The sequence below is a fragment of the Pseudorhodobacter antarcticus genome, from assembly GCF_900110135.1.
Taxonomy (GTDB): Bacteria; Pseudomonadota; Alphaproteobacteria; order Rhodobacterales; family Rhodobacteraceae; genus Pseudorhodobacter; species Pseudorhodobacter antarcticus.
Genome location: NZ_FOCO01000045.1, coordinates 1 through 23,367 on the forward strand (window position 1 = coordinate 1; position 23,367 = coordinate 23,367).

The 23,367-nt window shown below is 60.0% G+C and carries 21 protein-coding genes; 16 read left to right on the forward strand and 5 right to left on the reverse strand.

The features are described 5' to 3' along the window. The 5 genes from BMY36_RS20015 to BMY36_RS16055 form a co-directional block, all read left to right on the forward strand. Positions 1-278 (forward strand): integrase core domain-containing protein (locus tag BMY36_RS20015; RefSeq protein ID WP_244888686.1); only part of this gene is annotated, 278 nt, incomplete at its 5' end. Between the two features lie 100 nt (positions 279-378). Further along, entirely contained in the window at positions 379-753 is a 375-nt protein-coding gene (locus BMY36_RS16040; protein ID WP_139194096.1) for a hypothetical protein, read from the forward strand. Positions 754-757: 4 nt separating this feature from the next. Continuing rightward, entirely contained in the window at positions 758-2,791 is a 2,034-nt protein-coding gene (locus BMY36_RS16045) for a GumC domain-containing protein (RefSeq protein WP_050519382.1), read from the forward strand. Positions 2,792-2,851: 60 nt separating this feature from the next. Beyond that, positions 2,852-3,568 (forward strand): sugar transferase, encoded by a 717-nt coding sequence (locus BMY36_RS16050; protein ID WP_050519381.1) that lies wholly within the window; start codon positions 2,852-2,854, stop codon positions 3,566-3,568. A gap of 24 nt (positions 3,569-3,592) precedes the next feature. Then, the gene (locus BMY36_RS16055; RefSeq protein ID WP_050519380.1) at positions 3,593-5,548 is read left to right on the forward strand and encodes a choice-of-anchor L domain-containing protein; all 1,956 of its coding nucleotides are present in this window, start codon (positions 3,593-3,595) and stop codon (positions 5,546-5,548) included. Between the two features lie 66 nt (positions 5,549-5,614). Here the strand turns inward: BMY36_RS16055 and BMY36_RS16060 are convergent, their stop codons facing one another. Genes BMY36_RS16060 through iolD form a run of 4 tightly spaced genes read right to left on the reverse strand, consistent with a single transcriptional unit; the run spans position 5,615 to position 10,152 of the window. After that, positions 5,615-6,463, reverse strand: coding sequence for a class II fructose-bisphosphate aldolase (locus BMY36_RS16060; RefSeq protein ID WP_050519379.1), 849 nt, complete (start codon positions 6,461-6,463; stop codon positions 5,615-5,617). Beyond that, on the reverse strand, positions 6,460-7,299 hold the full coding sequence (locus BMY36_RS16065; protein WP_050519378.1) for a 5-deoxy-glucuronate isomerase: 840 nt from the start codon (positions 7,297-7,299) through the stop codon (positions 6,460-6,462). Before BMY36_RS16065 ends, BMY36_RS16060 begins: the two co-directional genes overlap by 4 nt. 10 nt (positions 7,300-7,309) lie before the next feature. Continuing rightward, on the reverse strand, positions 7,310-8,287 hold the full coding sequence (gene iolC, locus BMY36_RS16070; RefSeq protein WP_050519377.1) for a 5-dehydro-2-deoxygluconokinase: 978 nt from the start codon (positions 8,285-8,287) through the stop codon (positions 7,310-7,312). Next, a complete protein-coding gene (gene iolD / locus BMY36_RS16075) occupies positions 8,287-10,152 on the reverse strand; it encodes a 3D-(3,5/4)-trihydroxycyclohexane-1,2-dione acylhydrolase (decyclizing) (protein WP_050519376.1) in 1,866 nt (621 codons plus the stop codon). The genes iolC and iolD overlap by 1 nt, the downstream gene beginning before the upstream one ends. A 114-nt stretch (positions 10,153-10,266) precedes the next feature. Between iolD and BMY36_RS16080 the strand changes: the two genes are divergently transcribed. Genes BMY36_RS16080 through BMY36_RS16090 form a run of 3 tightly spaced genes read left to right on the forward strand, consistent with a single transcriptional unit; the run spans position 10,267 to position 13,420 of the window. Continuing rightward, positions 10,267-11,364 carry a Gfo/Idh/MocA family protein gene (locus BMY36_RS16080; RefSeq protein WP_050519375.1) on the forward strand — a complete coding sequence of 366 codons (1,098 nt, stop codon included), beginning with the start codon at positions 10,267-10,269 and terminating at the stop codon, positions 11,362-11,364. Between the two features lie 19 nt (positions 11,365-11,383). Then, entirely contained in the window at positions 11,384-12,274 is an 891-nt protein-coding gene (locus BMY36_RS16085) for a TIM barrel protein (protein WP_050519374.1), read from the forward strand. A gap of 12 nt (positions 12,275-12,286) precedes the next feature. Next, a complete protein-coding gene (locus BMY36_RS16090) occupies positions 12,287-13,420 on the forward strand; it encodes a Gfo/Idh/MocA family protein (RefSeq protein WP_050519373.1) in 1,134 nt (377 codons plus the stop codon). 3 nt (positions 13,421-13,423) lie between these two features. Here BMY36_RS16090 and BMY36_RS16095 read toward each other — a convergent pair whose 3' ends face one another. Then, the gene (locus BMY36_RS16095) at positions 13,424-14,422 is read right to left on the reverse strand and encodes a LacI family DNA-binding transcriptional regulator (RefSeq protein WP_050519385.1); all 999 of its coding nucleotides are present in this window, start codon (positions 14,420-14,422) and stop codon (positions 13,424-13,426) included. Between the two features lie 324 nt (positions 14,423-14,746). Here BMY36_RS16095 and BMY36_RS16100 point away from each other — a divergent pair, with 324 nt between their 5' ends. The 8 genes from BMY36_RS16100 to BMY36_RS20590 form a co-directional block, all read left to right on the forward strand. Next, positions 14,747-15,883, forward strand: a complete 1,137-nt coding sequence (locus BMY36_RS16100; RefSeq protein ID WP_050519372.1) for a TRAP transporter substrate-binding protein — start codon at positions 14,747-14,749, stop codon at positions 15,881-15,883. A gap of 70 nt (positions 15,884-15,953) precedes the next feature. Then, on the forward strand, positions 15,954-16,529 hold the full coding sequence (locus tag BMY36_RS16105) for a TRAP transporter small permease subunit (RefSeq protein ID WP_050519371.1): 576 nt from the start codon (positions 15,954-15,956) through the stop codon (positions 16,527-16,529). 44 nt (positions 16,530-16,573) lie between these two features. Then, positions 16,574-17,998 (forward strand): TRAP transporter large permease, encoded by a 1,425-nt coding sequence (locus BMY36_RS16110; protein ID WP_050519370.1) that lies wholly within the window; start codon positions 16,574-16,576, stop codon positions 17,996-17,998. Continuing rightward, the gene (locus tag BMY36_RS16115) at positions 17,982-19,352 is read left to right on the forward strand and encodes an amidase (protein ID WP_050519369.1); all 1,371 of its coding nucleotides are present in this window, start codon (positions 17,982-17,984) and stop codon (positions 19,350-19,352) included. The genes BMY36_RS16110 and BMY36_RS16115 overlap by 17 nt, the downstream gene beginning before the upstream one ends. Positions 19,353-19,355: 3 nt before the next feature. Then, positions 19,356-19,517, forward strand: a complete 162-nt coding sequence (locus BMY36_RS20020; protein ID WP_175469319.1) for a hypothetical protein — start codon at positions 19,356-19,358, stop codon at positions 19,515-19,517. 153 nt (positions 19,518-19,670) lie between these two features. Further along, positions 19,671-21,899 carry an NADP-dependent isocitrate dehydrogenase gene (locus tag BMY36_RS16120; protein ID WP_050519384.1) on the forward strand — a complete coding sequence of 743 codons (2,229 nt, stop codon included), beginning with the start codon at positions 19,671-19,673 and terminating at the stop codon, positions 21,897-21,899. 114 nt (positions 21,900-22,013) lie between these two features. Beyond that, positions 22,014-22,940 carry a fumarylacetoacetate hydrolase family protein gene (locus BMY36_RS16125; protein ID WP_050519368.1) on the forward strand — a complete coding sequence of 309 codons (927 nt, stop codon included), beginning with the start codon at positions 22,014-22,016 and terminating at the stop codon, positions 22,938-22,940. Between the two features lie 137 nt (positions 22,941-23,077). Then, positions 23,078-23,367: IS3 family transposase (locus BMY36_RS20590; RefSeq protein ID WP_074818881.1), on the forward strand; the 290-nt coding region annotated here is incomplete at its 3' end.

Consider the following 23,367-nt stretch of genomic DNA (forward strand, 5'->3'; position numbering starts at 1 on the left):
CCAAGAAGTTTGAAACTATCGAGCAGGCCCGCGACTTCTGCCGCAGGTTCTTTGCATGGTACAACGAAGAACATCATCACGCAGGTATCGGGTTGATGACCCCCGATCAGGTCCACTTCGGACAGGCCGAGGCTATCTATGCCGCACGCCAGGAAACCCTCGATACTGCGTTCATCAGCACGCCCGAGCGCTTCGTCCGCAAGCCACCCAGGCCGCCTCACATCCCGACTGCTGTCTGGATAAATCCACCAAAGCAAACGCAGGGAAACCAAGCTTAAAGTCCAAAAGCCACTGCCTCAAAGTCGTTGACACGTTCCGTATTTCAACCGGGGCAAGTTTGGCGGGCTGTTTGCGCTGTCGCCCAAAGGGGTGGACCGTGTGTTCCCGCTGCCCGCATTGACGGCAGATGATGAATGGGTGCGCCGCGCGTTTGCGCCCCGCGATGTGGCCTTTGTGCCCGCCTGCACTTTTACGGCCCGCGCCCCGCGCACCTTGCACGCTTTGGTGCAAACCCGCCGCCGCAGCCTGCGCGGCAGCAAGGCGATCACCGCGATGGGCATCACATCCCCGCGCGGCGAAGGGGCTGTGGCCATGCTGCGCGCCGCCCTGCCCCAGCCGCGCCTGTGGGCTGCCATGGCGGTTTATGTGTTGGTGATGGTCTGGGTGCGTCTGCTGCTGGCCACGGAAACCACGATCACCCGCCCGAAATGGGAACGCGACCTGACCAATCGCACCCGCCATACCGAAAGCTGACCCCATGAACGCCCACACCGATCTTGATCTGACCGATGGCCTGATGCTGGCCGAACCGCCCGCCCCGGCGGAACAAAGCCCGGTCGCAGGGCTGGTCCGCGCCATGCGGGGCCGGATGCGCATGGCGGGGTTTGCGGCGGCGATGCTGGCCCCGGCCCTGGCCACGGGCGGCTATCTGTCGGGTGTCAAACTGTATGACGGCAGTGCGATTTTGCGGGTTTTCCCCAAGGAATCCAATATCTTGTATCGATCCGGCGACGATTCTGTGCTGAAAACCTTTGACAGCTTTGTAAAGGCGGAAACCACATCGGTGGCATCCAACCCGGTGATGGCGCGCGCCCATGCGGCCCTCACCGCCCAATGGCCCGCCCTGACCGATGGCATGACCACCCGCGATCTGGCAGGCTCGATCGAGATTAAGCGCAATGACAGTTTGATCACTCTGAACACCAAATCACGCGATGCGGGCTTTGCCGCGTCCAAGGTGAACGCCGTAATCGCCGCCTATCTGAACCTTCAGGCCGAAACCGAAAGCGCGCGCAGCACCGTGCGCCTGACCGAATTGCAAACCCGCGAGGCCAGTTTGCAAGCGCGCCAGGCCGATATTCGCCGCCGCACACTGGACGTGGGGGGCGAATACGGGATTGAGGCGTTGGGCAAGGCCCATGTGGAAAAGGTCACGCAGATTGATGCGCTGTCCGAACGCCGCGCGGAAATTGAAGCGACTTTGGCCGCGATGCGCACCAAAAGCGGCGAATCCTCGGCCGATATGTCGGACAATGAGATTATGCGCTCCACCCTTTTGGACCGCGCTTTGGCCGATTTGAACTTTGACCGCGCCAAGCGGGAGGCGGATCTGTCCACCTTGCTTCTGCGCTATCCCGACCACACGACCATCGTGCAGGACATGCGCGAACAAATCGCGGTTTTGGACCGGGCGATGGCGGACCGCCGCGAACAGATCAAGGTTTTAGGCCAAACTGGCGCGTTGACTGACACATCGGGCGGCAATGCCGAGGCAAGTCTGGCCGAAATCGCCGCGCTGTTGGACAAAGTGACAGCGCAATTGGCCAATGTGCGGATAGAGGCGCGCGAGTTGAACGGCAAACGCGCCGAACTGGCCGCGCTAAAGGAAGAGGCCGATGATGTGCGCAAGTTGCTGGAAGAAACCAGCAGCGCGCTGGAGGTGATCCGCCTGGAGGCGGGCAGTGCCCTGCCCGGTTATTCGGTCATTTTGTCGCCCGCCACCATTGCATCCGAACCGACCGAGGATAGCGCCAAAATGCTGGCCGCCGCAGGGCTTGGCGCGGGTGGAATTTTGCCCTTTGCGCTGGCTTTGGTGATTGGTTTGATGTCGGGCCGGGTGCGCCATTCCGATGCGCTGGCCCGTTTTGCCCATCTGGTGCCTGTGCTGCGCGTGTCGCGCCGCAAGGGCGGTGGGGACGCCGACCGTTTGCGCAATGCACTGCAATTGCACCCGCTGCGCCAATCCCATCCCGCAGGCAAGGCCCGCGTGATCACCTTTACCCGGCTGGACCGGGGCGCGCCCGCCGCACCATCGCTGGCGCTGGCCCACAGCTTTGCCGCCGCTGGCACCCGCGTGTTGTTGATTGACGCGGACCTGTCGGGGACGGGCATCACCCAAAGTTTGGGCATGGCGCAAACCCCCGGCTGGCGCGAGGCGCTGTTGGGCCAAACGGTGGCCCCGGTGGCCATGACCGATGGCCTAGCCGTGCTGCCCCTTGGTTACGACCCGCGCTTGACCGACACCAACACGGGCATCGCGGCCATTCGCCATGCTTTGGCTGGTTTGACCGATGGTCACGACCTGATCTTGATCTGCGCCCAAAGCTCCGGCGACAGTTTGATGTCCGAACTTTTACTGTCCGCCTCTGACCTTGGGCTGGCCGATGTGGCCCCCAGCGACCGCAAGGGGGCCATTGCCGCCCATGTGCAAGCGCTGGACAGCCTGCCGCGCCAAGGGGGTGGGTTTGTGTTCAACCACGCCTTGCGCGGCGACCCCGGCTTGCCCGCCTAAACCCCTGCCCAAATCCCCTCCCTCCCCCCCTTTTTTCCAAACAATGAAATGAGAGCTGCCATGCTGACCTTTACCCAAACATCCGCCTTTCCTAAAACCCCAAACCATGCCAAGGCCCGCGCTTATGCCGCGTTTTGCACGGCCCAGCGCGGGGCGGCCCACAGCGTGCCCCCACGCCCGGTTCCCCAGTGGAAACGCCCGCTTGACGTGGCATTGGTCACCCTTGGCCTGCCGGCGATCTTGCCCCTGTTGCTGTTGATCGCGCTTGCGGTGCGCCTGTCTGGCCCCGGCCCGGTGTTTTTCGTGCAAACCCGTATCGGGCGTGGCGGGCGCCCCTTTGGCATGATCAAATTCCGGTCCATGCACCCCGATGCCGAGGCACGCCGCGCCGCGCTGATCGCGCAAAGCGACCGCGCAGGGATTTGCTTCAAATCCCGCAATGACCCCCGCATCACCCCCGTTGGTCGCGTACTGCGCCGCCTGTCACTGGATGAATTGCCCCAGATTTTCAACGTGTTGCTGGGTGACATGTCCTTGGTCGGCCCCCGCCCCGCGTTGCCCGAAGAAGTGCGCGCCTATCCCGCTGCCGCCCTTGAACGGCTGACCGTGCTGCCGGGCATTACGGGGCTGTGGCAAGTGTCGGGCCGCGCCGAAATCGGCTTTGACGATATGATCCAGATGGACCTGTCATATGCCCGCAACACCCGTTTGACCGCTGATCTGGCGATCTTGGCCCAAACTTTTCGCGCTGTGGCCTCGGGCCGCGGTGCTTATTAATCCTGTCATCAAAGAGTGATCAAAATGCCTGTTACTGCCACAAAACTACCCGTTTCCACCGCGTCCACCGCCCTGCAAATGGCCGAAACCATGTTTGGCGATGGTGTGACCATTCTGTCTGCCAGCTATCAAGGTGATCCGCGATCTGCCGGGATTTACACCAATGGCGATACCGTTGCGCCGGGTGCTGTGCCATCGGCCACTGGCGTCATCCTGTCCACCGGGATTGCCAGCAGCTTTACCAACGCCAGCGGCGATCCGAACCGCTCCGCCGCGACCACGGCGCAAGTTGTGGGGGTGAACAACGACCCCGGCATGAACACCATCGCGGGGGTCGCCACCTTTGATGCGGCATTTTTGAACGCCAGTTTTATCCCCGTGGGCGACACGCTGACCATGCGGCTTGTGTTCGGGTCCGAGGAGTATTTGGAATGGGTCAATTCCGGTTATAACGACGCCGTGGGCATTTGGGTCAATGGGGTGAAATTGAGCCTGAGCATTGGCGACGGCAACATATCCATCGACAATATCAACACAGCGATGAACGCCAACCTGTTCGTTGATAACAGCGCCGATATCGTGAACACCGAAATGGACGGCATCACCCGCGTCGTCACATTAAAGGCCGATGTGGTGCCCGGACAGCCCAACACCATCCGCATCGGTATCGCGGATGCGGGCGACCGGACCTATGACAGCACGCTTTTGATTGTGGCCGACAGCGTGCAAACCGCTTTGATCGCGGTGGATGATAGCATCGCCATCACGGCCAAGGGCGAGGCGGTGGCCAACCTGTTGACCAATGACATGACGGACGGGCGCATCGGGGTGCAAATCACCCATCTGAACGACCAAGCGGTGCTGGCGGGGCAAAGCGTGACGCTGGCCACGGGTGATGTGCTGGTGCTGAACCCCGATGGTACGGTCACGGTGCAGGCGGCCACGGCAGGCAATGCTGTCACCTTCAGCTATACCATCACCGATGCCAGTGGCACGGCGGATACCGCCTTTGTCACCCTGACACCGTCAGCGGTGGACGGGACCGATGGCAATGACCAAATGCATGTCGGTTACACCGATGCGGATGGCAACATGATCGACGGCACCGATGGGATGGCCGAGGTGATTATGGGATATGGCGGCAATGATAAAATCACCGCAGGCTTTGGCGATGATGATATTTACGGCGGCACCGGCAATGATTTCATGCGCGCGGGCAATGGGCGCGACTTGATCTTTGGCGGTGATGGCAATGATGTGCTGGATGGCCAAGCGGGCGCTGATACCATGTTCGGCGGCATGGGTGACGATGTGTATTACATCGACGATGCAGGCGATGTGATTTCTGTGGTTGGCGGCGGCGGGTATGACAAGGTGATATCCGATATTTCCCACACGCTTGCGGCGTCGTTCGAGGAGTTGTGGCTGGCCGAAGGCACCAGCGCCGTGACCGGCACAGGCAACGCGCTGGACAATAAAATCGTCGGCAACGCCAACGCCAACACCTTGCGCGGTGAGGCGGGCGCGGACCAGTTGTTTGGCGAGGATGGCGATGACTTTTTGTTCGGCGGCAGCGGCAATGACAACCTGTTTGGGGGCGCGGGGTCGGATCATTTGTACGGCGATGATGGCAATGACAAGCTGTTTGGCGGTGTGGGTGGCAATATACTGTTTGGGGGCGCGGGCAATGATACGCTGGCGGCGGGCAGCGGTGGTGATGTGCTGACGGGCGGCACGGGCAATGATTTGCTCTCGGGCGGGGCGGGCGCGGATGTGTTTGTGTTTGCCCCCGGTTTTGGCCGCGACAGCATCAAGCATTTTGAACAGAGCGTCGATTTTCTGTCCTTTGACGGGATGGGAACCGCTGGCCTGCGCGTGATCGGCTCCACCGCGATCATCAGCTTTGCCGGGGGCGATACAATCACCCTTAGCGGGCTGACCGACACCCAAAACCTGACATTGGACAGCTTGCTGATCTGATCGCAGGGTAAGGTGCAAGGTGCGGGCGCACCCCAAAGGCGGCTTTCCCAGCGGCAGCCGCCTTTGTCACGCGCCGCCCGCGCCAGATCGCGCCAAAAACCCGCGCAAAACAGCCCGCGTGGCCGCGACCATCGGCGCGTGGGTGTCTTGCAGAATTTGCACCCGGTCAAACCGTGCGGGGTCACTGTTCACCGATGCGCGCAGCGCGGCACCAAAGGCCATGCGCAATTCCGTACCAATATTGAATTTGCAAATTTTCGATTGCTGCGCCAGCAAAATCCGCTGCGCAAGCGGCACGCCGGACCCGCCATGAATGACCAAAGGCACGGTCGTCACCGCCTCAATCGCGCGGATGCGGGCGATATCAAGGCCCCCTTCGCGGTCTTGTTGCAAATGCACATTGCCCACGGATATCGCCATGGCATCCACGCCCGTGTCGCGCGCAAAAATCGCCGCCTCTGCTGGGTCCGTCCCCGCCGATTGGTCGCCATTTGCGTAACCGACAAAGCCAATTTCACCTTCGCAGGAAATGCCTGCGGCATGGGCCATTTCGGCCACCGCTGCGGTTTCATCAATATTTTGCTGCAAGGGTTTGCGCGACCCGTCAAACATCAGCGATGTGAACCCCGCATCCAGTGCCGCGCGGCAATCGTCCATCGTGTAACCGTGATCAAGATGGGCCACGACCGGCACGCTGGCCCCTTCGGCCAAATGCCGGAACATTTTGCCCAAAATGGGCAAGGGGGTATGGGCGCGGCAAGATGGGCCTGCTTGCAAGATCACGGGGCAGCCTTCGGCCTCGGCTGCCGCCACAAAAGCGCGCATATCCTCCCAGCCCAAGGTGACGAGGCCCGCCACGGCATAGCCGCCTGTTAACGCGGGTTGCAGAACGTGTGAGAGGGTGGCGAGGGTCATTTGAACTTTGCCACCATATCTTTGATGCCGGGGATGGTTTCGATTTGATACGCATGAGTGGGCTGGAAAAACTGCACCAAGGACCGCTGCGACAGCCCCGACAGGATGGTGAAATAATACATCTCATAGCCCGGCAGCACGGCGCAGGGGTGATAGCCTTTGTCGATGCAAATGGTGGAACGGTCCATCAGGTGATAGGCGTCACCAGGCGTGCCCTCCTCGCGCTGCAACATCTGCACGCCCGAGCCGTGATTGGGTTTGAAACGGAAATTGTAGGTTTCATCGTGGCGGGTTTCCAAAGGCAAACGGTCTGTATCATGTTTGTGGCTGGGAAAGCCGGACCAGCCGCCCTGCCCCACCGTAAACAGCTCGCTTACCAACAAGCGGCCCACGCGGTCGTGGTACTTGGTGCCAAGGATGTGTTTGATTTTGCGATGGGTTTTGGTGTCATCGCTGCCGTATTGTATTTTGTCCAACTCCGCCACGCGCACATCAAACGGCTCCAGCACCTTGTCATAGCGCGCGCCTGCGATGAAGGTTTCGGTGTCACGCACCGCCACGATGGTCACTTTTGCGCCCACGGGAATGTAGACGCCTTCGGGTTCGCCGTCCCACACATTCTGCGTGCGGGTGCCGATGGATTTGAAATCCACCCCTTCGACATGCACATCGACCGTGCCAGTCGCGGGAACAATACAAGTTTCGTACCCCGGCACTTGGTATTCAAACGCTTGCCCCGCTTTCAGCATCACGATGTTAAAGTAATTCAGCGGGACAGTTGGATCATCCACATCGACGATGGGTTTGTTTTGGTTGTCATGGGGGGCGATGTGCATGGTATGTCCTTTAGGCGGGGGTGGTGGGGCCGGGATGGGCAGCCAGAAAAGCCACCAGATCAGCGGGATAGGGCATGGCAGGCGCGCAGCCGGGTTTTGCCACAACAATGGCCGCACAGGCGGAGCCGCGCAAAACGGCAGCTTTGATATCCAAACCATCCGCAAGCCCGGTCAAAAAACCGGCCATAAAGCTGTCGCCAGCGCCCGTGGGTTTCAGGGCGGTCACGGGGTAAATGCCTGTGGCGATCTCCTCGCCGCCCGCAAAGGTCACGGCGCCATGTTCGCCGCGTTTGTAGATCACGATGGCCGCATCCTGCGACAGGGCGCGGGCGCGGGCCATGCCTTGGTCCTTGCTGCCTGCCATAAAGCCGAATTCATCATCATTGCCGACGATGACGTCCGACAATGCGCCTGCGCGCGACAGCACGTCTGCGGCCACTTGGGGGCTGGGCCAGCTGTAGGGGCGGTAATCCACGTCAAAGATAATCGGCAGGCCCGCCGCGCGCGCCAAGTCAAAGGCACGGAATGCGGCGCTGCGCGAGGGTTCTGCGGCAAACACCGTGCCTGCGGTGATCAGCGCGCCGAATTGGCTGTAATCGACGGTTTCCACATCCGCCACGGTCATTTGAAAATCGGCGGCGTGGTTGCGGTAGATCACGGATTGGTGGCCCTGCACCCGGCTTTCATAAAGCGCCAGCGAATTGCGCGCCTCGCCGCCCACGGGGGTCACATAATCAGTCGCCACGCCATAATGGCGCAGTTTGTTCACGCAAAACCGCCCCACCGCATCATCCGACACGCGGGTGACAAGCGATGCCTGCCCGCCCAGTTTCACAATCCCCGCCGCGATATTGGCGGATGATCCGCCCATATCTGCGGTAAAGCTGCCCGCATCCTCGGTCGCCACACCGGGGGCGGGGAACAGGTCCATCCCCACGCGGCCCACAACGATAAAGCGGTTTTTGGCGATGCCTGCGATCACATCCATCACACGCCCTTTCGCTGGTTGGCGCGCCCGGCCTCAACTTCCAGATGCTTGGCGGTGACCTTTGCGTTGGCAGAGATATGCGGCGTGCCCACCTCCCACCATGCATGGCCTTGGGTGGTCCAACCGTCATAAGGGTCCACCTTCATCACGATCACGCAGGTGCGGTCCGCCGCCTTGGCGCGCAAAAACGCGGCCCCAAGTTCGGTCGCGTTGGATACGGTTTCCGCAATCGCGCCCATCGACCGCGCATGCGCCTCAAAATCCACCGCGAATGGCGCGGGGATGGTCGGGCTGTCGGCGATCAAGTTGTTGAAGCTGGTGTTGCCCGTGTTGTTTTGCAGCTTGTTGATGACTGCAAACCCGCCATTATCCAACAAAAGCACAATTAATTTGCGCTGGGTCAACACCGATGAATAAATGTCAGAGTTCAGCATCAAATACGACCCGTCCCCCGTAAATACAATCGTATCGCGGTCCGGCTCGCGTTCAAACTGCGCAATCCGCGCACCCCAACCGCCTGCGATTTCATATCCCATGCAGGAAAATCCAAACTCCACATCCACCGTGCCCACATCACGGGTCTGCCAATGCGCCGTCACCTCGGCCGGCAGTCCGCCCGCTGCGGCCACAACGCGGTCACGCGGGTCGCACAGATCATTCACCGCGCGAATGGCTTGGGCATAGGAGTTCGGGCCATTGCCCACGGCCGTCACTTGGTCCGTATAAGCGACCCATTCAGCGCGGGCAGTTTGCGCAAACCCCACCCAATCATCCGCCGCGCGGTGGCCCCCAAGGCCTGCGCCCAACGCCAACAGCCCCAAACCCGCATCCCCCACCACGGGCAAAGATAGATGCTTCATCGCATCGTGCCGCCCCACGTTCAGCCCAATAATATGCGCATCCGGCGCAAAGGCGGTCCATGACCCGGTGGTAAAATCCTGCAACCGCGTGCCCACGGCCAAAATCACATCTGCGCGCGCGGCAATCGCATTGGCGCTGTCCGATCCTGTCACCCCCACGGGGCCAATGTTCAGCGGATGGTCTTGCAGCAGGTTCGCCCGCCCCGCGATGGTTTCCACCACGGGAATGTTATGGGCCACCGCAAACGCTGTCAGCTCCGCCACGGCACGCGCATATTGCACCCCGCCACCTGCGATAATCATCGGGCGCTTGGCGGTTTTCAGCAGGGCCACCGCGTCGGCCACCTCGGCCACATCGGGGGCCTGCTTGCGGATGCGGTGAACCCGCTTGGCAAAGAAACTTAAGGGATAATCGAACGTCCAACCCTGCACATCTTGGGGCAAACCAATAAACGCAGGCCCACAATCGGCAGGGTCCAGCATGGTCGCAAGCGCTGCGGGCAAGGATTGCAGGATTTGCGCGGGATGCGTGATGCGGTCCCAGTAGCGCGACACGGGTTTGAACGCATCATTCACGCCCAAACCGGGCTGGCCAAAATGTTCCAACTGTTGCAACACCGGGTCGGGCAGCCGCGTCACATAAGTATCCCCGCACAAAAGCAGCATCGGCAAGCGGTTGGCATGGGCCAGCGCGGCGCTGGTCAGCAAATTGGTCGTCCCCGGCCCCGCGCTGGCCGTGCAAAACATAAACCGCTGGCGCAACCATGCTTTGGCATATCCGGCGGCGGCAAAGCCCATGCTTTGTTCATTCTGGCCCCGGTACAGGGGCAAGGCGTCACGGGCATCATACAGCGCCTCGCCCAGACAGGTGACATTGCCATGGCCAAAAATGCCAAACCCGCCACCGCATAGGCGCATCTCCACCCCGTCGACCACGATGTATTGGTTGGCAAGATAGCGAATGATCGCCTGCGCGGTGGTCAATGTCAGGGTGCCGTTTGTCATATGCGTGATCTTTCCCGTAAGCCCGCCACAGCGTTTGCAGCTTGCGCGGTTTCAAATCCAAGGATACAAATTTTGCAACCGGTTGCAAAGCTATTTTCAACAATAAGGCGACACATGACAGAAATCGGCATCGGCATTGTTGGCGGCGGGTATATGGGCAAGGCGCATGCGGTTGCGATGGCCGCCGTGGGCGCTGTGTTTGACACTAAATTGCGGCCCCGTTTGGAAATGGTTTGCGCCAGCACGCCCGCATCGGCCGAACGGTACCGCGCCGCGTTCGGCTTTGCGCGCGCAACCGATGATTGGCGGGTTTTGGTGAATGACCCTGCCGTGCAGGCGATCATCATCGCATCGCCGCAAGAAACGCACCGCGAGATTGCGCTGGCGGCCTTTGCGCTGTCCAAACCTGTGTTTTGCGAAAAACCGCTGGGCGCGTCGATTGATGACAGCCGCGCCATGACCGCCGCCGCTGCAGGCCAGGTGAACATGTCCGGCTTCAATTATATCCGTACCCCTGCCAGCCAATTCGCCCGCCAGTTGATTGCAGATGGCACCATTGGCGACATCACATGGTTTCGCGGCGAACACACCGAGGATTTTTTTGCAGACCCCGCCCGCCCCGCCACATGGCGCACCACGGGCGATGCAAACGGCACCATGGGCGATCTGGCCCCCCATATGATCAACGCAGCCTTGGCGCTGATTGGCCCCATCGCGTCGCTGGTGGCGATGGTGGAAACGGTGCACGCCACCCGCCCCGGCGGCACTGTGACCAATGATGATCACGCCCAAATGATGTGCCGATTTGCCAATGGCTGTATGGGCCAGATGTATTTTAGCCGCACCGCGCATGGCCGCAAGATGGGCTATGCTTATGAAATCACGGGCACCAAAGGCGCGATCCGGTTTGACCAAGAGGACCAAAACGCGCTGTGGCTGTACCGCGCCGAGGGGCCGGAGGCGACTCGCGGTTTCACCAAAATCCTAACCGGCCCCGCCCACCCCGATTACGCCGCATTTTGCCAAGGGCCGGGCCATGGCACCGGATACCAAGACCAAATTATCATCGAGGCGCGTGATTTCCTGCGCGCCATTGAAACGGGCGCCCCCGTTTGGCCCACGTTCCAGGATGGCTTGGACGTGGCCCAAGTGGTCGCCGCCACCTTTGCCTCTGCCCAGACCAAATCTTGGGTCGATGTGTCAAAATTTTAATGCTGTGAAAGGCACCCCAATGACGATCAAAATCGGCAACGCGCCCTGTTCATGGGGCATCGAATTTCCCAGCGACCCGTCTTATCCCACATGGCAATCGGTCTTGGACCAATGCGCAGGGGCGGGCTATAAAGGCATCGAACTGGGTCCCATCGGGTTCATGCCCGAAGATCCGGCAATCCTTGCCCCCGCCCTTGCGCAGCGTGATTTGCAGATTATCGGCGGCGTGGTGTTTCGCGCCTTTCACGATGCGGCCATGTGGGATGATGTGCTGGACGCCAGCCATCGCACGTGCAAGGCGCTGGTCGCCCACGGCGCGCAGCACTTGGTGTTGATCGACAGCATATCGCCCCGCCGCGCCCCCACGGCGGGCCGCGCGGGCGAGGCCGAACAGATGGACCACGCCGAATGGACGGCCTTTCGCGACCGCCTTGCAACCATCGCGCGGCTGGGAACTGAGGAATACGGCCTAACCGTTGGCATCCACGCCCACGCTGCCGGCTTCATAGATTTTGAGCCGGAGCTGGAGCGTTTGCTGGATGAGGTCGACGACAAAATCCTGAAAATCTGCTTTGACACCGGGCATCATTCCTATGCGGGCTATGACCCGGTGGCGTTTATGAAGCGCCACATAGGCCGCATTTCCTATATGCATTTCAAAGACATAAACCCTGTGGTCAAGGCCGATGTGGTGGCCAAGCGCACCGATTTTTACAAAGCCTGCGGTCAGGGCATTTTTTGCAATCTGGGACAGGGCGATGTGGATTTCTCGGCTGTGCGCCAAATCCTGCTGGACGCTGGGTTTTCGGGCTGGTGTACGGTCGAACAAGATTGCGACCCGTCCCAGCCCGGCACGCCGCTAGAGGATGCGCGCGCCAACCGCGAATACCTGCAATCCATCGGCTTTTAAGGATACCCTGACATGGCAAAACTAAAATGGGGCATGATTGGTGGAGGTGCGGGCAGCCAAATCGGCCCCGCCCACCGCTTGGGCGCGCAGGCCGACGGGTTGTTTGATTTCGTCGCAGGCGCGCTGGACCACCGCCCCAATGAGGGCCGCGCCTATGCCCAAACCTTTGGCATCGCGCCCGACCGCGCCTATTGCGATTGGGCCGAGATGCTGGCGGGCGAGCGTGACCGCACCGACCGGGTGGATTTGGTGACCGTCGCCACCCCCAACGCCACACATTTTGAAATCACCAAAGCGTTTTTAGAGGCTGGGTTCAACGTGCTGTGCGAAAAGCCGATGACCATGACCGTGGAACAGGGTGAGGAGATTGTGCGCGTCGCCGCGAAAACCGGCAAAATCTGTGCGGTCAACTACTGCTATTCCGCATATCCCATGGTGCGCCAAGCGCGCGCGATGGTACGGGCAGGGGAAATGGGCAAAATCCGCCTTGTGGTGACCAATTTCAGCCACGGCCACCACGGCGATGCGACCGACGCCGAAAACCCCCGCGTGCGTTGGCGCTATGACCCGGCCATGGCGGGCGTGTCGGGGCAGTTTGCCGATTGCGGCATCCATGCGCTGCATATGGCCAGTTTCATTTGCGATGATCAGGTGCAAACCCTGTCTGCCGATTTCGCATCGACCATTTCATCCCGAGTGTTGGAGGATGATGCGATGGTCAATTTCCGCATGGCAGGCGGCACCGTGGGGCGGCTTTGGACATCATCGGTGGCGATTGGGCGGCAACACGGGTTTGACATTCAGGTGTTTGGCGAAACGGGCGGGCTGCGTTGGGCGTCTGAACAGCCGAACCAGTTGATTTACACCCCCGTGGGCGGGCGCACCCAGATCATTGAAAAGGGCGAAGGCGGGCTGCATGCCGATGCCCAGCGCCTGTCGCGCGTGTCGATTGCGCATCCCGAAGGGTTCCCGCTGGCGGTTGCCAACATCTATTGCGATTTGGCCGATGCCATTCGGGGCGAGGTGCGCGATGGGTTGCCCACAGCACCCGATGGTCTGCGGTCGATGGCGGCGGTCCATGCGGCCGTTGCATCCGCCAAAGCGCAGGGTGCGTGGGTCGATGCCCGCCCGCCGATGTTCCAATAAACCTTAACGCGGGGGGCGCAACGTCCCCCGTTCCACCACCCGGCACTCAAACAACTGCCCGCGCGCATCGCCGCCCTGCCCGTCCAGCATCGCAGCCATCACCGCAATGGATGCCGCAACAATCGCCCCAATCGGCTGCGCAATCGTGGTCAGCGCGATGTTTTCCCACCCCGCCATTTCCATATCGTTAAACCCGATAATCCCCACATCCTGCGGCACCGCCCGCCCCAAATCGCGCAGCGCACTCAACACCCCGATCGACAGCACATCGTCGCCACAAAAATACGCTTGCGCAAGCGGCTCCAACCCCAGCCGCAACATCTCGGCCCGCCCCGCCTCAAACGAATAGGCCTGCGCGAATGAATGGCGCAGCGCGATGCCCGGATACTCCGCCAACACTTGCGCAAACCCGGTCCAGCGGTCTTGGGTCGATGTCGCCCCCGCAGGCCCGCCCAAAAACGCAACCGATCTATATCCGCGCGCCACCAACGCCTGCGCCGCCATGCGCCCCGCCGCGATGTTGTCGATGCCCACTACATGCACATCGGGGCGGTCCGCATGGCGGCCAAAGGTGTTGACCACGGGAATACCTTTGTCCGCGAACGCCTTGGAAAACGCGGGCGGCAAGGTGGATGAGGCCACGATCACCCCATCCACCGAATATTGCTGCAACATCTGCACCGAATGGTCGGGATCCGTCTCATCGCTTAGGTTCACCAGCAACGGGCGCAGGCCGCGGTCTTGCAAACCACGGGTGAACAGATCGAACACCTCCAGAAAAATCGGGTTGTGAAAGTTGTTGGACACAAGCCCAATCAACTTGGTGCGCCGCGTGGTCAGGCTGCGCGCCAAAAAATTCGGGCTGTACCCCAACGCAGTGGCCGCCGCTTGCACCTTGGCGCGCATGGCAGGCGATACAGACGCCCCATCCGTGAACGTGCGCGACACCGCAGATGTCGAAACCCCCGCCCGCACAGCCACATCTTTTAACGTCACCACCATCGGCCCGCCCGCTTTTTCCAACCCCAACCCATCGCACGCCTTTGTGTGGCAACACCCGCAGTCAAGACCCTTTTTGCCCTGTTTGCAAGGGGTTGCAAAGCCTATCTCCCCGCCAAGTATTGATATTCAAAAATAACAATGTCCCTCTTGCCAGACCAGATTTGCCACTCTAACCTTCATAGGTGGACCAATCGGGAGGCTGGGCCACTTCACACAGATTCTAACGGGCGAAAGCGCACCAAGGCTATACCGTGCCGTTTGGTATCTGGGTGAATGATAAATTCGCGCTTGGAACACTCCTTGCGCACAAATGGGAGGAATTACATGACAGATACCCTTAACAAAGGGCTTTCACGCCGTTCGTTCATTCGCACAGGGGCCCTTGGCGGCACCGCTGCGGCTGCATCCGTGCTGGCAGCGCCCGCCGTTTTGGCCCAAGAACCGCTGGTTGTCAAAATGCAGACCTCTTGGCCAGCATCCGACATCTGGATGGATTTCGCCCGCCAATACGTGGAACGTGTGGAAGCGATGTCGGGCGGCCGCCTGAAGATCGACCTTTTGCCAGCAGGTGCCATCGTCGGCGCGTTTCAAGTGATGGATGCGGTCAGCGACGGCGTGTTGGACATCTGCCATTCGGTGCCGGTGTATTGGTACGGCAAATCCAAAGCGGCGTCTTTCTTTGGCACCGGCCCTGTTTTCGGCGGTTCTGCCACGACCATGCTGGGCTGGTTCTATCAGGGCGGCGGCAAGGAACTGTACGAAGAACTGACACAGCAAACCCTTGGCCTGAACGTCTATGGCATGTTGGGCATGCCAATGCCCGCGCAGCCCTTTGGCTGGTTCAAGAACGAAGTCAATTCTGTCGCGGATCTGCAGGGCCTGAAATATCGCACCGTGGGTCTGGCTGCTGACTTGCTGCAATCTATGGGCATGTCGGTCGCACAGCTTCCGGGCGGCGAAATTGTGCCTGCGATGGAACGTGGCGTGATTGACGCGTTTGAATTCAACAACCCATCGTCGGACAGCCGCTTTGGCGCACAGGATGTGGCCAAAAACTACTACCTGTCCTCCTATCACCAAGCCTCTGAGGCGTTTGAATTCGTGTTCAACAAAGACTTCATGGATGATCTGGACCCAGATTTGCAGGCCATTCTGCGCCACGCTGTCGAAGCCTCGGCCACCGCAAACTTGGCCCTCGCGATGAAAGAGTATTCGGCCGACCTGCAAAAGCTGCAAACCGATTCCGGTGTTACGGTTCACCGTACCTCCAAGGAAATTCTGGCAGCACAATTGGCCGCTTGGGATGGGTTGATCACTGATTTGGGCACTGATCCGTTCAATGCCAAAGTCATGGAAAGCCAGCGCGCATGGGTCAGCCAAGTCGCGTATTACGAGCTGATGAACGCCCCGGATCTGGGTCTTGCTTACGAGCATTACTTCCCCGGCAAGCTGAAGCTCTGATCGCTCCGACACATAACACAGGCCTCGGGACGCAAGTTCCGGGGCCATCTTACCGGTTTGGAGCCTGCGCATGCTGTCCTACATCCGCTTTGCCGATCATACATCGGCGTTTTTCGGCAAAACCTTTGGTTGGTTAATCGTCCTGATGACCTTCGGGATGAGCTATGAAGTGCTTGTTCGCTATGTTTTCAACGCGCCAACCCCTTGGGCGCTTGATGTGTCGTTCATCATGTACGGCACCCTATTTATGATGGGCGGGGCCTACACGCTGTCACGCGGCGGGCATGTGCGGGGCGATTTCATCTATCGCACTTGGAAACAACGCACCCAGGCATGGATGGACCTTACCCTTTATATCCTGTTCTTTTTCCCCGGCATCATGGCGCTGGTGGTCACAGGGTTCAAATATTCCAGCCGCTCGTGGGGCTACTCCGAGGTGTCGGTGAACAGCCCGGCAGGCATCCCAATCTATCAATTCAAAACCGTCATCGTCGTCGCTGGAATTTTGCTGCTCATCCAAGGATTGGCCCAAGTGTTTCGCTGCATCATCTGCATCCGCCAAGGCTATTGGATGGAGGCCGAAGATGATGTCGAAGAAACTGAGGAACTGCTGATGAAGCAGGCCGCCCAAAACCAGCCCAAATGACCCGGGCCCCCAAATAACCAGCCCGCAACCCCGGAGATCAACGCGTGACAGATCCACAAATCGCCCTCGCCATGCTGGGCATCTTTATTGCCTGCGTCTTTCTTGGCTTTCCCATCGCCTTCACGCTTATGGCGCTTGGCATCGGCTTTGGCTATTACGCCTATTATGACGAAGGCCGCATGTGGCGCGCATTCAATCGGCTGGGTGAGGATGCGGGCTGGTGGGACAGTGCAACCCTTTGGTTTGATGGGTATTTCAACAATCGAATATTCGATTTGTTCGTGAACCAAACCTACACCGTCATCTCGAACGAAGTTCTGACTGCGATCCCGTTGTTTTTGTTCATGGGCTACATCGTGGAACGCGCCAATATTGTGGACAAGCTGTTTGGCACGCTGGCCGTGGCCACCCGCAACGTGCCGGGGTCGATGGGCGTCGCAGCCCTTATCACCTGCGCGCTGTTTGCGACGGCCACAGGCATCGTCGGCGCGGTTGTGACCCTGATGGGGCTTTTGGCCCTGCCGCAAATGCTGAAAATGCGCTACGACCATTCATTCGCTGCGGGCATCATCTGCGCAGGCGGGACACTGGGCATCTTGATCCCCCCCTCCATCATGCTGATCGTCTATGCCGCGTCCTCGGGCGTTTCCATCGTGCGGCTTTACGCAGCAGCGATCTTGCCCGGTTTCACGCTGGTTGGCTTGTACCTGATCTATATCGTCGTGCGGTCCATGCTGAACCCCAAACTCGCCCCAAAACCAACGTATGAGGAATTGCCAGCCGTCCCCTTTGGCAAAATGATGTGGATGCTGGTCACATCCTTCCTGCCGCTAGCCATCCTGATTTTCTCGGTGCTTGGCTCCATCCTTTTCGGTCTCGCCACCCCGACCGAGGCGGCGTCGATCGGCGCGCTTGGCGGCATGGTGCTGGCCGTGGCTTACCGCGCCATGACCTTCCAACGTTTGCGCGAAAGCGTGTATCTGACCGTGCGCACCACCGCGATGGTGTGCTGGCTGTTCGTCGGTTCCTACACCTTCTCGGCGGTGTTTTCCTATCTTGGCGGCGAACAGGTCATCGGCGATTTCGTCAAAAGCCTGGATATGACGCCCATCCAGTTCCTGATCTTGGCACAGCTTATTATCTTCTTGCTCGGCTGGCCGCTGGAATGGTCCGAAATCATCATCATTTTCGTGCCCATCTTCTTGCCTTTGTTGCCGCTGTTTGGCGTGGACCCTTTGTTTTTCGGCGTGTTGGTGGCGCTGAACCTGCAAACCTCGTTCCTAACGCCGCCCATGGCGATGAGCGCGTATTACCTAAAAGGCATCGCGCCCCCAGAGGTAAAGCTGATGGAAATCTTCAAAGGCGTGCTGCCCTATTGCGGCATGGTGGTGCTGTGCATGATCCTCATGTACCAATTCCCCCAAATCGTCTTTGCCTTGCCGGAAGTGTTCTATGGCCCATCCCGTTAAAACACCGCAAAACACCGCCGATGCTTTGCTGGCCCTTGGGGCGGTCGCCTTGCGCGACCGCCTTGCCAGCGGGGCCTTGACGGCCGAGGCGCTGGTAGAGGCTTGTTTGGCCCGCATCGCAGCACATGAACCCCAAGTGGGCGCGTGGGCATGGCTGGACGGTGACCACGCGATCACCCAAGCGCGCAAACTGGATGCGTGGCGACAGGCCGGGCGCGCGCTTGGCCCCCTGCACGGCCTGCCCGTGGGGATAAAGGACATCATCGACACCAAGGGCATCCCCACCGCCAATGGCACCCCGATTGATGCAGGCCGCGTGCCATCCACCGATGCGTGGATCGTGACCCGTCTGCGCGCGGCGGGGGCCATAATCTTGGGCAAAACCGTCACCACTGAATGTGCCTACATGTTTGCAGGCAAAACCCGCAACCCGCACAATCCCGCCCACACCCCCGGCGGGTCCAGCAGCGGGTCGGCGGCGGCGGTGGCGGCGGGCATGGTGCCTTTGGCCATTGGCACACAAACTGGCGGCTCGGTCATTCGCCCGGCGTCTTATTGTGGCGTGGTCGGCCTAAAACCCAGCTTTGGCATGATCCCCCGCACAGGCATCCTGCCGCAATCGCCGTTCCTTGATACGGTCGGCGTATTCGCCACCTCTGTCGCCGATGCGGCCTTGTTGGCCGAGGTGCTGGCAGGCCACGACCCCGCCGACACCGCCACCGAACCCGCGCCCATGCCCCGCCTGTTGGCGACCTGCTTGGCCCCCGCCCCCGTCACCCCCACTTTCGCCTTTCTGCGCCCGCCCGAATACGACAGCGCCGACCCGCAAATGCAGGACGCGATGCTAGAGGTGTCACAGGCCTTGGGTGAGCAATGTTTTGACGTGCCTTTCCCCGGCTTTGACGACATGGGCGATGTGCGCCGCCGCATCAATTTTGCCGAAATGTCCAAATGCTACTTTGGCTTGGAACGGCGCGGCCATGACCAGATGTCCGACATCCTGCGCGCCGCAATGGTTGAAGGGCGCGGCGTATCGGCCCGCGATTATATCGCAGCCCTTGATTGGCGCGCATTGCTAAACACCGCGCTCGATAAAATCTTTGAACGTTGCGACGCCATTTTGTGCCCCGCCGCTCAAGGTCCGGCCCCAAAAGGGTTGGAAAACACCGGCTCCGCCATTTTCAACGGCATCTGGACGCTTGCGGGCGTTCCCGCCGTCTCCCTGCCCCTGTTTACCGCCGAAAACGGTATGCCGATGGGCCTGCAATTGATCGGCCCGCGGGGCGACGATGCGCGCCTATTGCGCAATGCCCGCTGGCTGACCGAACATCTCACTTCAACTCAAAAGGCGTAACCGATGCAAAAATTTCTGGGTATCTTTGCCTTTGCGGTCCTTCTGGGCTTTCTGGGCATCCTTGTCATCCATGTGCCCCGCCTTGACCTGATCGCCGTGATCAGCATCACCGTGCTGCTGGCGGGCTGGGATATGGTCCTGACATTTTGCGAAAAGAAAGACTGAATCCCTTAGCGGGGCCGTGCAAAACGGGATGGGCAAAAAACCATAAACTTTGCCCGTCTTTTGGGGTTGATCATTGCATTTGCACGCCAATTCGGGCATCCCCATTCCAAACAATTCCGCGACTTTCGCAATTGCAAGGAAAGGCTTTCCGCCATGACCACCCCCGCAACACCCGATATCATTTACACAAAAGTGGATGAGGCGCCGCAACTCGCCTCCGCCTCTCTCCTCCCCATCATCCAGTCCTTTGCGCGCGCCGCAGGCGTGTCTGTGGGTGTCAAAGATATCTCGCTTGCCGGGCGCATCATCGCGTCTTTTCCCGAAAACCTAACGCCCGATCAGCGTCAACCCGATGATCTGGCCGAACTCGGCGAATTGGTCAAAAGCCCCGGCGCCAATGTCATCAAACTGCCCAACATTTCGGCCTCTGTCCCGCAGCTGGTGGCGGCCGTAAAGGAATTGCAGGCCAAAGGCTATGCCATTCCAACCTACCCCGAAGACCCCGCCACAGACGCAGAAAAATCCATCCGCGCCCGGTTTGACGCGATCAAAGGCTCGGCGGTGAACCCGGTCTTGCGCGAAGGCAACTCTGATCGCCGCGCCGCCGTTGCGGTGAAAAACTACGCCAAGGCCAATCCCCATTCGATGGGCAAATGGGCAAAAGACAGCAAAACCATTGTCTCAACTATGTCCGCCAATGACTTCTTTTCAAATGAAAAATCCATCATCCTGTCGTCCGCCCAATCCGGCGTGGCCCGCATCGAACTGATCGCCCCCGATGGCGGTCTGACCGTGCTAAAAGACGGGCTGAAATTCACCGCGGGCACCGTGCTGGATGCCACTTTCATGTCCTCCCGCGCGCTGGATACGTTTTTGGCAGACCAAATCACGGCAACCAAATCCGCCGGGGTTTTGTTCTCCATCCACCTCAAAGCAACGATGATGAAGGTGTCGGACCCCATCATTTTTGGCCACGCCGTCCGCGTGTTCCTGCAACCCGTGTTCGATGTCTACGGCGACAAAATGGCCGCCGCTGGCATCAACCCGAACTCTGGCCTCGGCGCGCTCTTGGACCAAGTCGCCCTCATGGCCGAGGCGACCGAAATCATGGCCGCCATTGACGCCGTCATGGCCGAACGCCCGCCACTGTATATGGTCAATTCCGACAAGGGCATCACCAACCTGCATGTGCCGTCAGATGTGATCATCGACGCCTCCATCCCCGCCCTGATCCGTGCGGGTGGCAAAGGCTGGGGCCCGGATGGCAAAGCGGCCGACACCAACTGCATCATCCCAGACAGCAGCTATGCCCCCATCTATGACGAATCCGTGGCCTATTTCAAAGAAACCGGCGCGCTCGACCCCGCCACTGCGGGCACCGTGCAAAACGTCGGCCTGATGGCACAAAAGGCCGAAGAATACGGCTCCCACCCCACCACGTTTGAAATCCCGCACGCAGGCATGGTGCGCATCGTACTGGCCAATGGCGACGAAGTGTTGGAACAAACGGTCGCCGCAGGCGACATCTGGCGCGCCGCCTCCACCAAACAAGCCCCGATTGAAGATTGGGTCCAACTCGCCATCAGCCGCCAAAAGGCGGAAGGCTGCCAAGCAATTTTCTGGCTGGACGAAGGCCGTGCGCATGACGCTGAACTGCTGAAATATGTGCGCCCCATCCTCGCCGCCGCAGGTGTTGCAGATAAATTCCAAATCCTGACACCGCGCGCCGCCACCCGCCTGTCGCTGGAAACCATCCGCAAGGGTCAGGATTCCATCGCCATTTCCGGCAACGTTCTGCGCGATTATCTGACCGATCTGTTCCCCATTCTGGAACTCGGCACCTCGGCCAAAATGTTGTCTATCGTCAAACTGATGAACGGCGGCGGCATGTTTGAAACCGGTGCAGGCGGGTCTGCCCCCAAACATGTGCAACAATTGGTGCAGGAAAACCACCTGCGCTGGGACAGCTTGGGCGAATTTTGCGCGCTGGGGGAAAGCCTGAAATTCCTGGCCGAAACCACGGATAACCACAAGGCCCGCATCCTTGGCCACGCGGTTGACCGCGCCACCCAAGGTGTTTTGGACCACAACAAATCCCCCGAAGGCAAAGTCGGCCAAACCGACAACCGCGCCAGCCATTACTTCTTTGCGCTTTACTGGGCGCAAGCCCTTGCCAATCAAAACGAAGATCCGGTTTTGATCGCCCATTTCGCCCCCATCGCCGCCGCGTTAGCGGAAAATGAAGCAACCATTCTGGCCGAACTTACCGCGACCGAAGGGCAACCCGCAGATCTGGGCGGTTATTTCCACACCGACCCCCAGAAAACCAACGCCATCATGCGCCCGTCCGCCACAATGCTGCGTATTTTGGGCGACGCATAAACCCACCTCAAACGCGGTCTATAAAACGGGCTGGCCCCACCACTGCGGGGGCCAGCCCACAGCAATCCGCCCCACATCACGGGGGCCAAATGCCACCCAAAGGGGGACCATCCAATGCGCCTTGCCACAGTTGATGCGGGTCACGGGGCCGTGGCGGTCGCGCAGCTTTCCAACGGCGCGCTTTTGCTGTTGAACGCTGCGGCAGGTGCGGCTGGGTCCTCCACCAAGGCGATTTTGGACGGTTCTTTGCAATCCATCATCGCAGGCGGCAAAACCGTCTGGAACGAGGTTGCAACGCTGATCGAAAAGGCCAATGCCGGGGGCTTTGCAGCCGCCCAAATCGCCGCAAACAGCGTACAATTCCTTGCCCCCCTGCCGCGACCCGAAAAAAACGTGTTCTGCGTTGGCCGCAATTATGCCGACCATATTGCCGAAGGGGCGCGGGCGCAAAAGGTCACAATCAACGTGACCGAAGTGCCAGTTTACTTCACAAAACCCCGCACCGCCGTTGTGGGCACCGGGGCCGATGTGCCCCTGTTCCCCCATATTTCCACCCAAATTGACTATGAGGTGGAACTGGCGCTGGTGATCGGCACCCCCGGCCGCGACATTTCCAAAGACGCGGCGATGGACCATATTTTTGGCTATACCATCATCAACGATATCACCGCTCGCGACGTGCAGCGCCGCCACGGCGGACAGTTTTTCAAAGGCAAAGGGCTGGACGGCTCTTGCCCGATGGGCCCGTGGATTGTGACCGCCGACGACATGCCCACCCCGCAGGCCACCGCCCTGCGCTGCTATGTGAACGGTGATCTGCGCCAGAACGGCAGCACCGCCGACATGATTTTTGACATCCCCACGCTCATCGCCTCCCTCTCCCAAGGGATGAAACTGGAACCCGGCGATATTTTGGCCACCGGCACCCCTTCCGGGGTCGGTTACGCCATGACCCCGCCGCAGTTTTTGACCGATGGGGATGAAGTGATCTGCGAAATTGACGGTATCGGCAAACTCATAAACCGCGTCCGCACGGTCTAACGGGCCGCCGCCCCGCAGGTTAAATATCCCTTAGCAAAGGGCGCGCAGGGGACACGAAAAATACACCCCTCAGAGTTGGTCGCGGAATTTCGGACCAGTTGTTAAGTTGGATCGCATGATGAGAGAAGTGATCCAGAATGAAGAAACGAAAGAACCATTCGCCTGATTTCAAGGCGAAGGTTGCGCTTGAAGCGATCCGTGAGGAGCTGACGCTGGCGGAGCTGTCGAAGAAGTACGATGTTCATCCGACACAACTCGGCACTTGGAAGCGCGCGGCGATAGAGAACATGGCGACAGCTTTTGCGCGCCGAGGTGCCGCCCCGGAGCAGGTAAGTGCGGCTGAACTCGACAAGCTGCATTCCAAGATTGGCCAACTTGTGGTGGAACGGGATTTTTTGGCCAATGCCTCGCACCAGTTGCTCGGGAC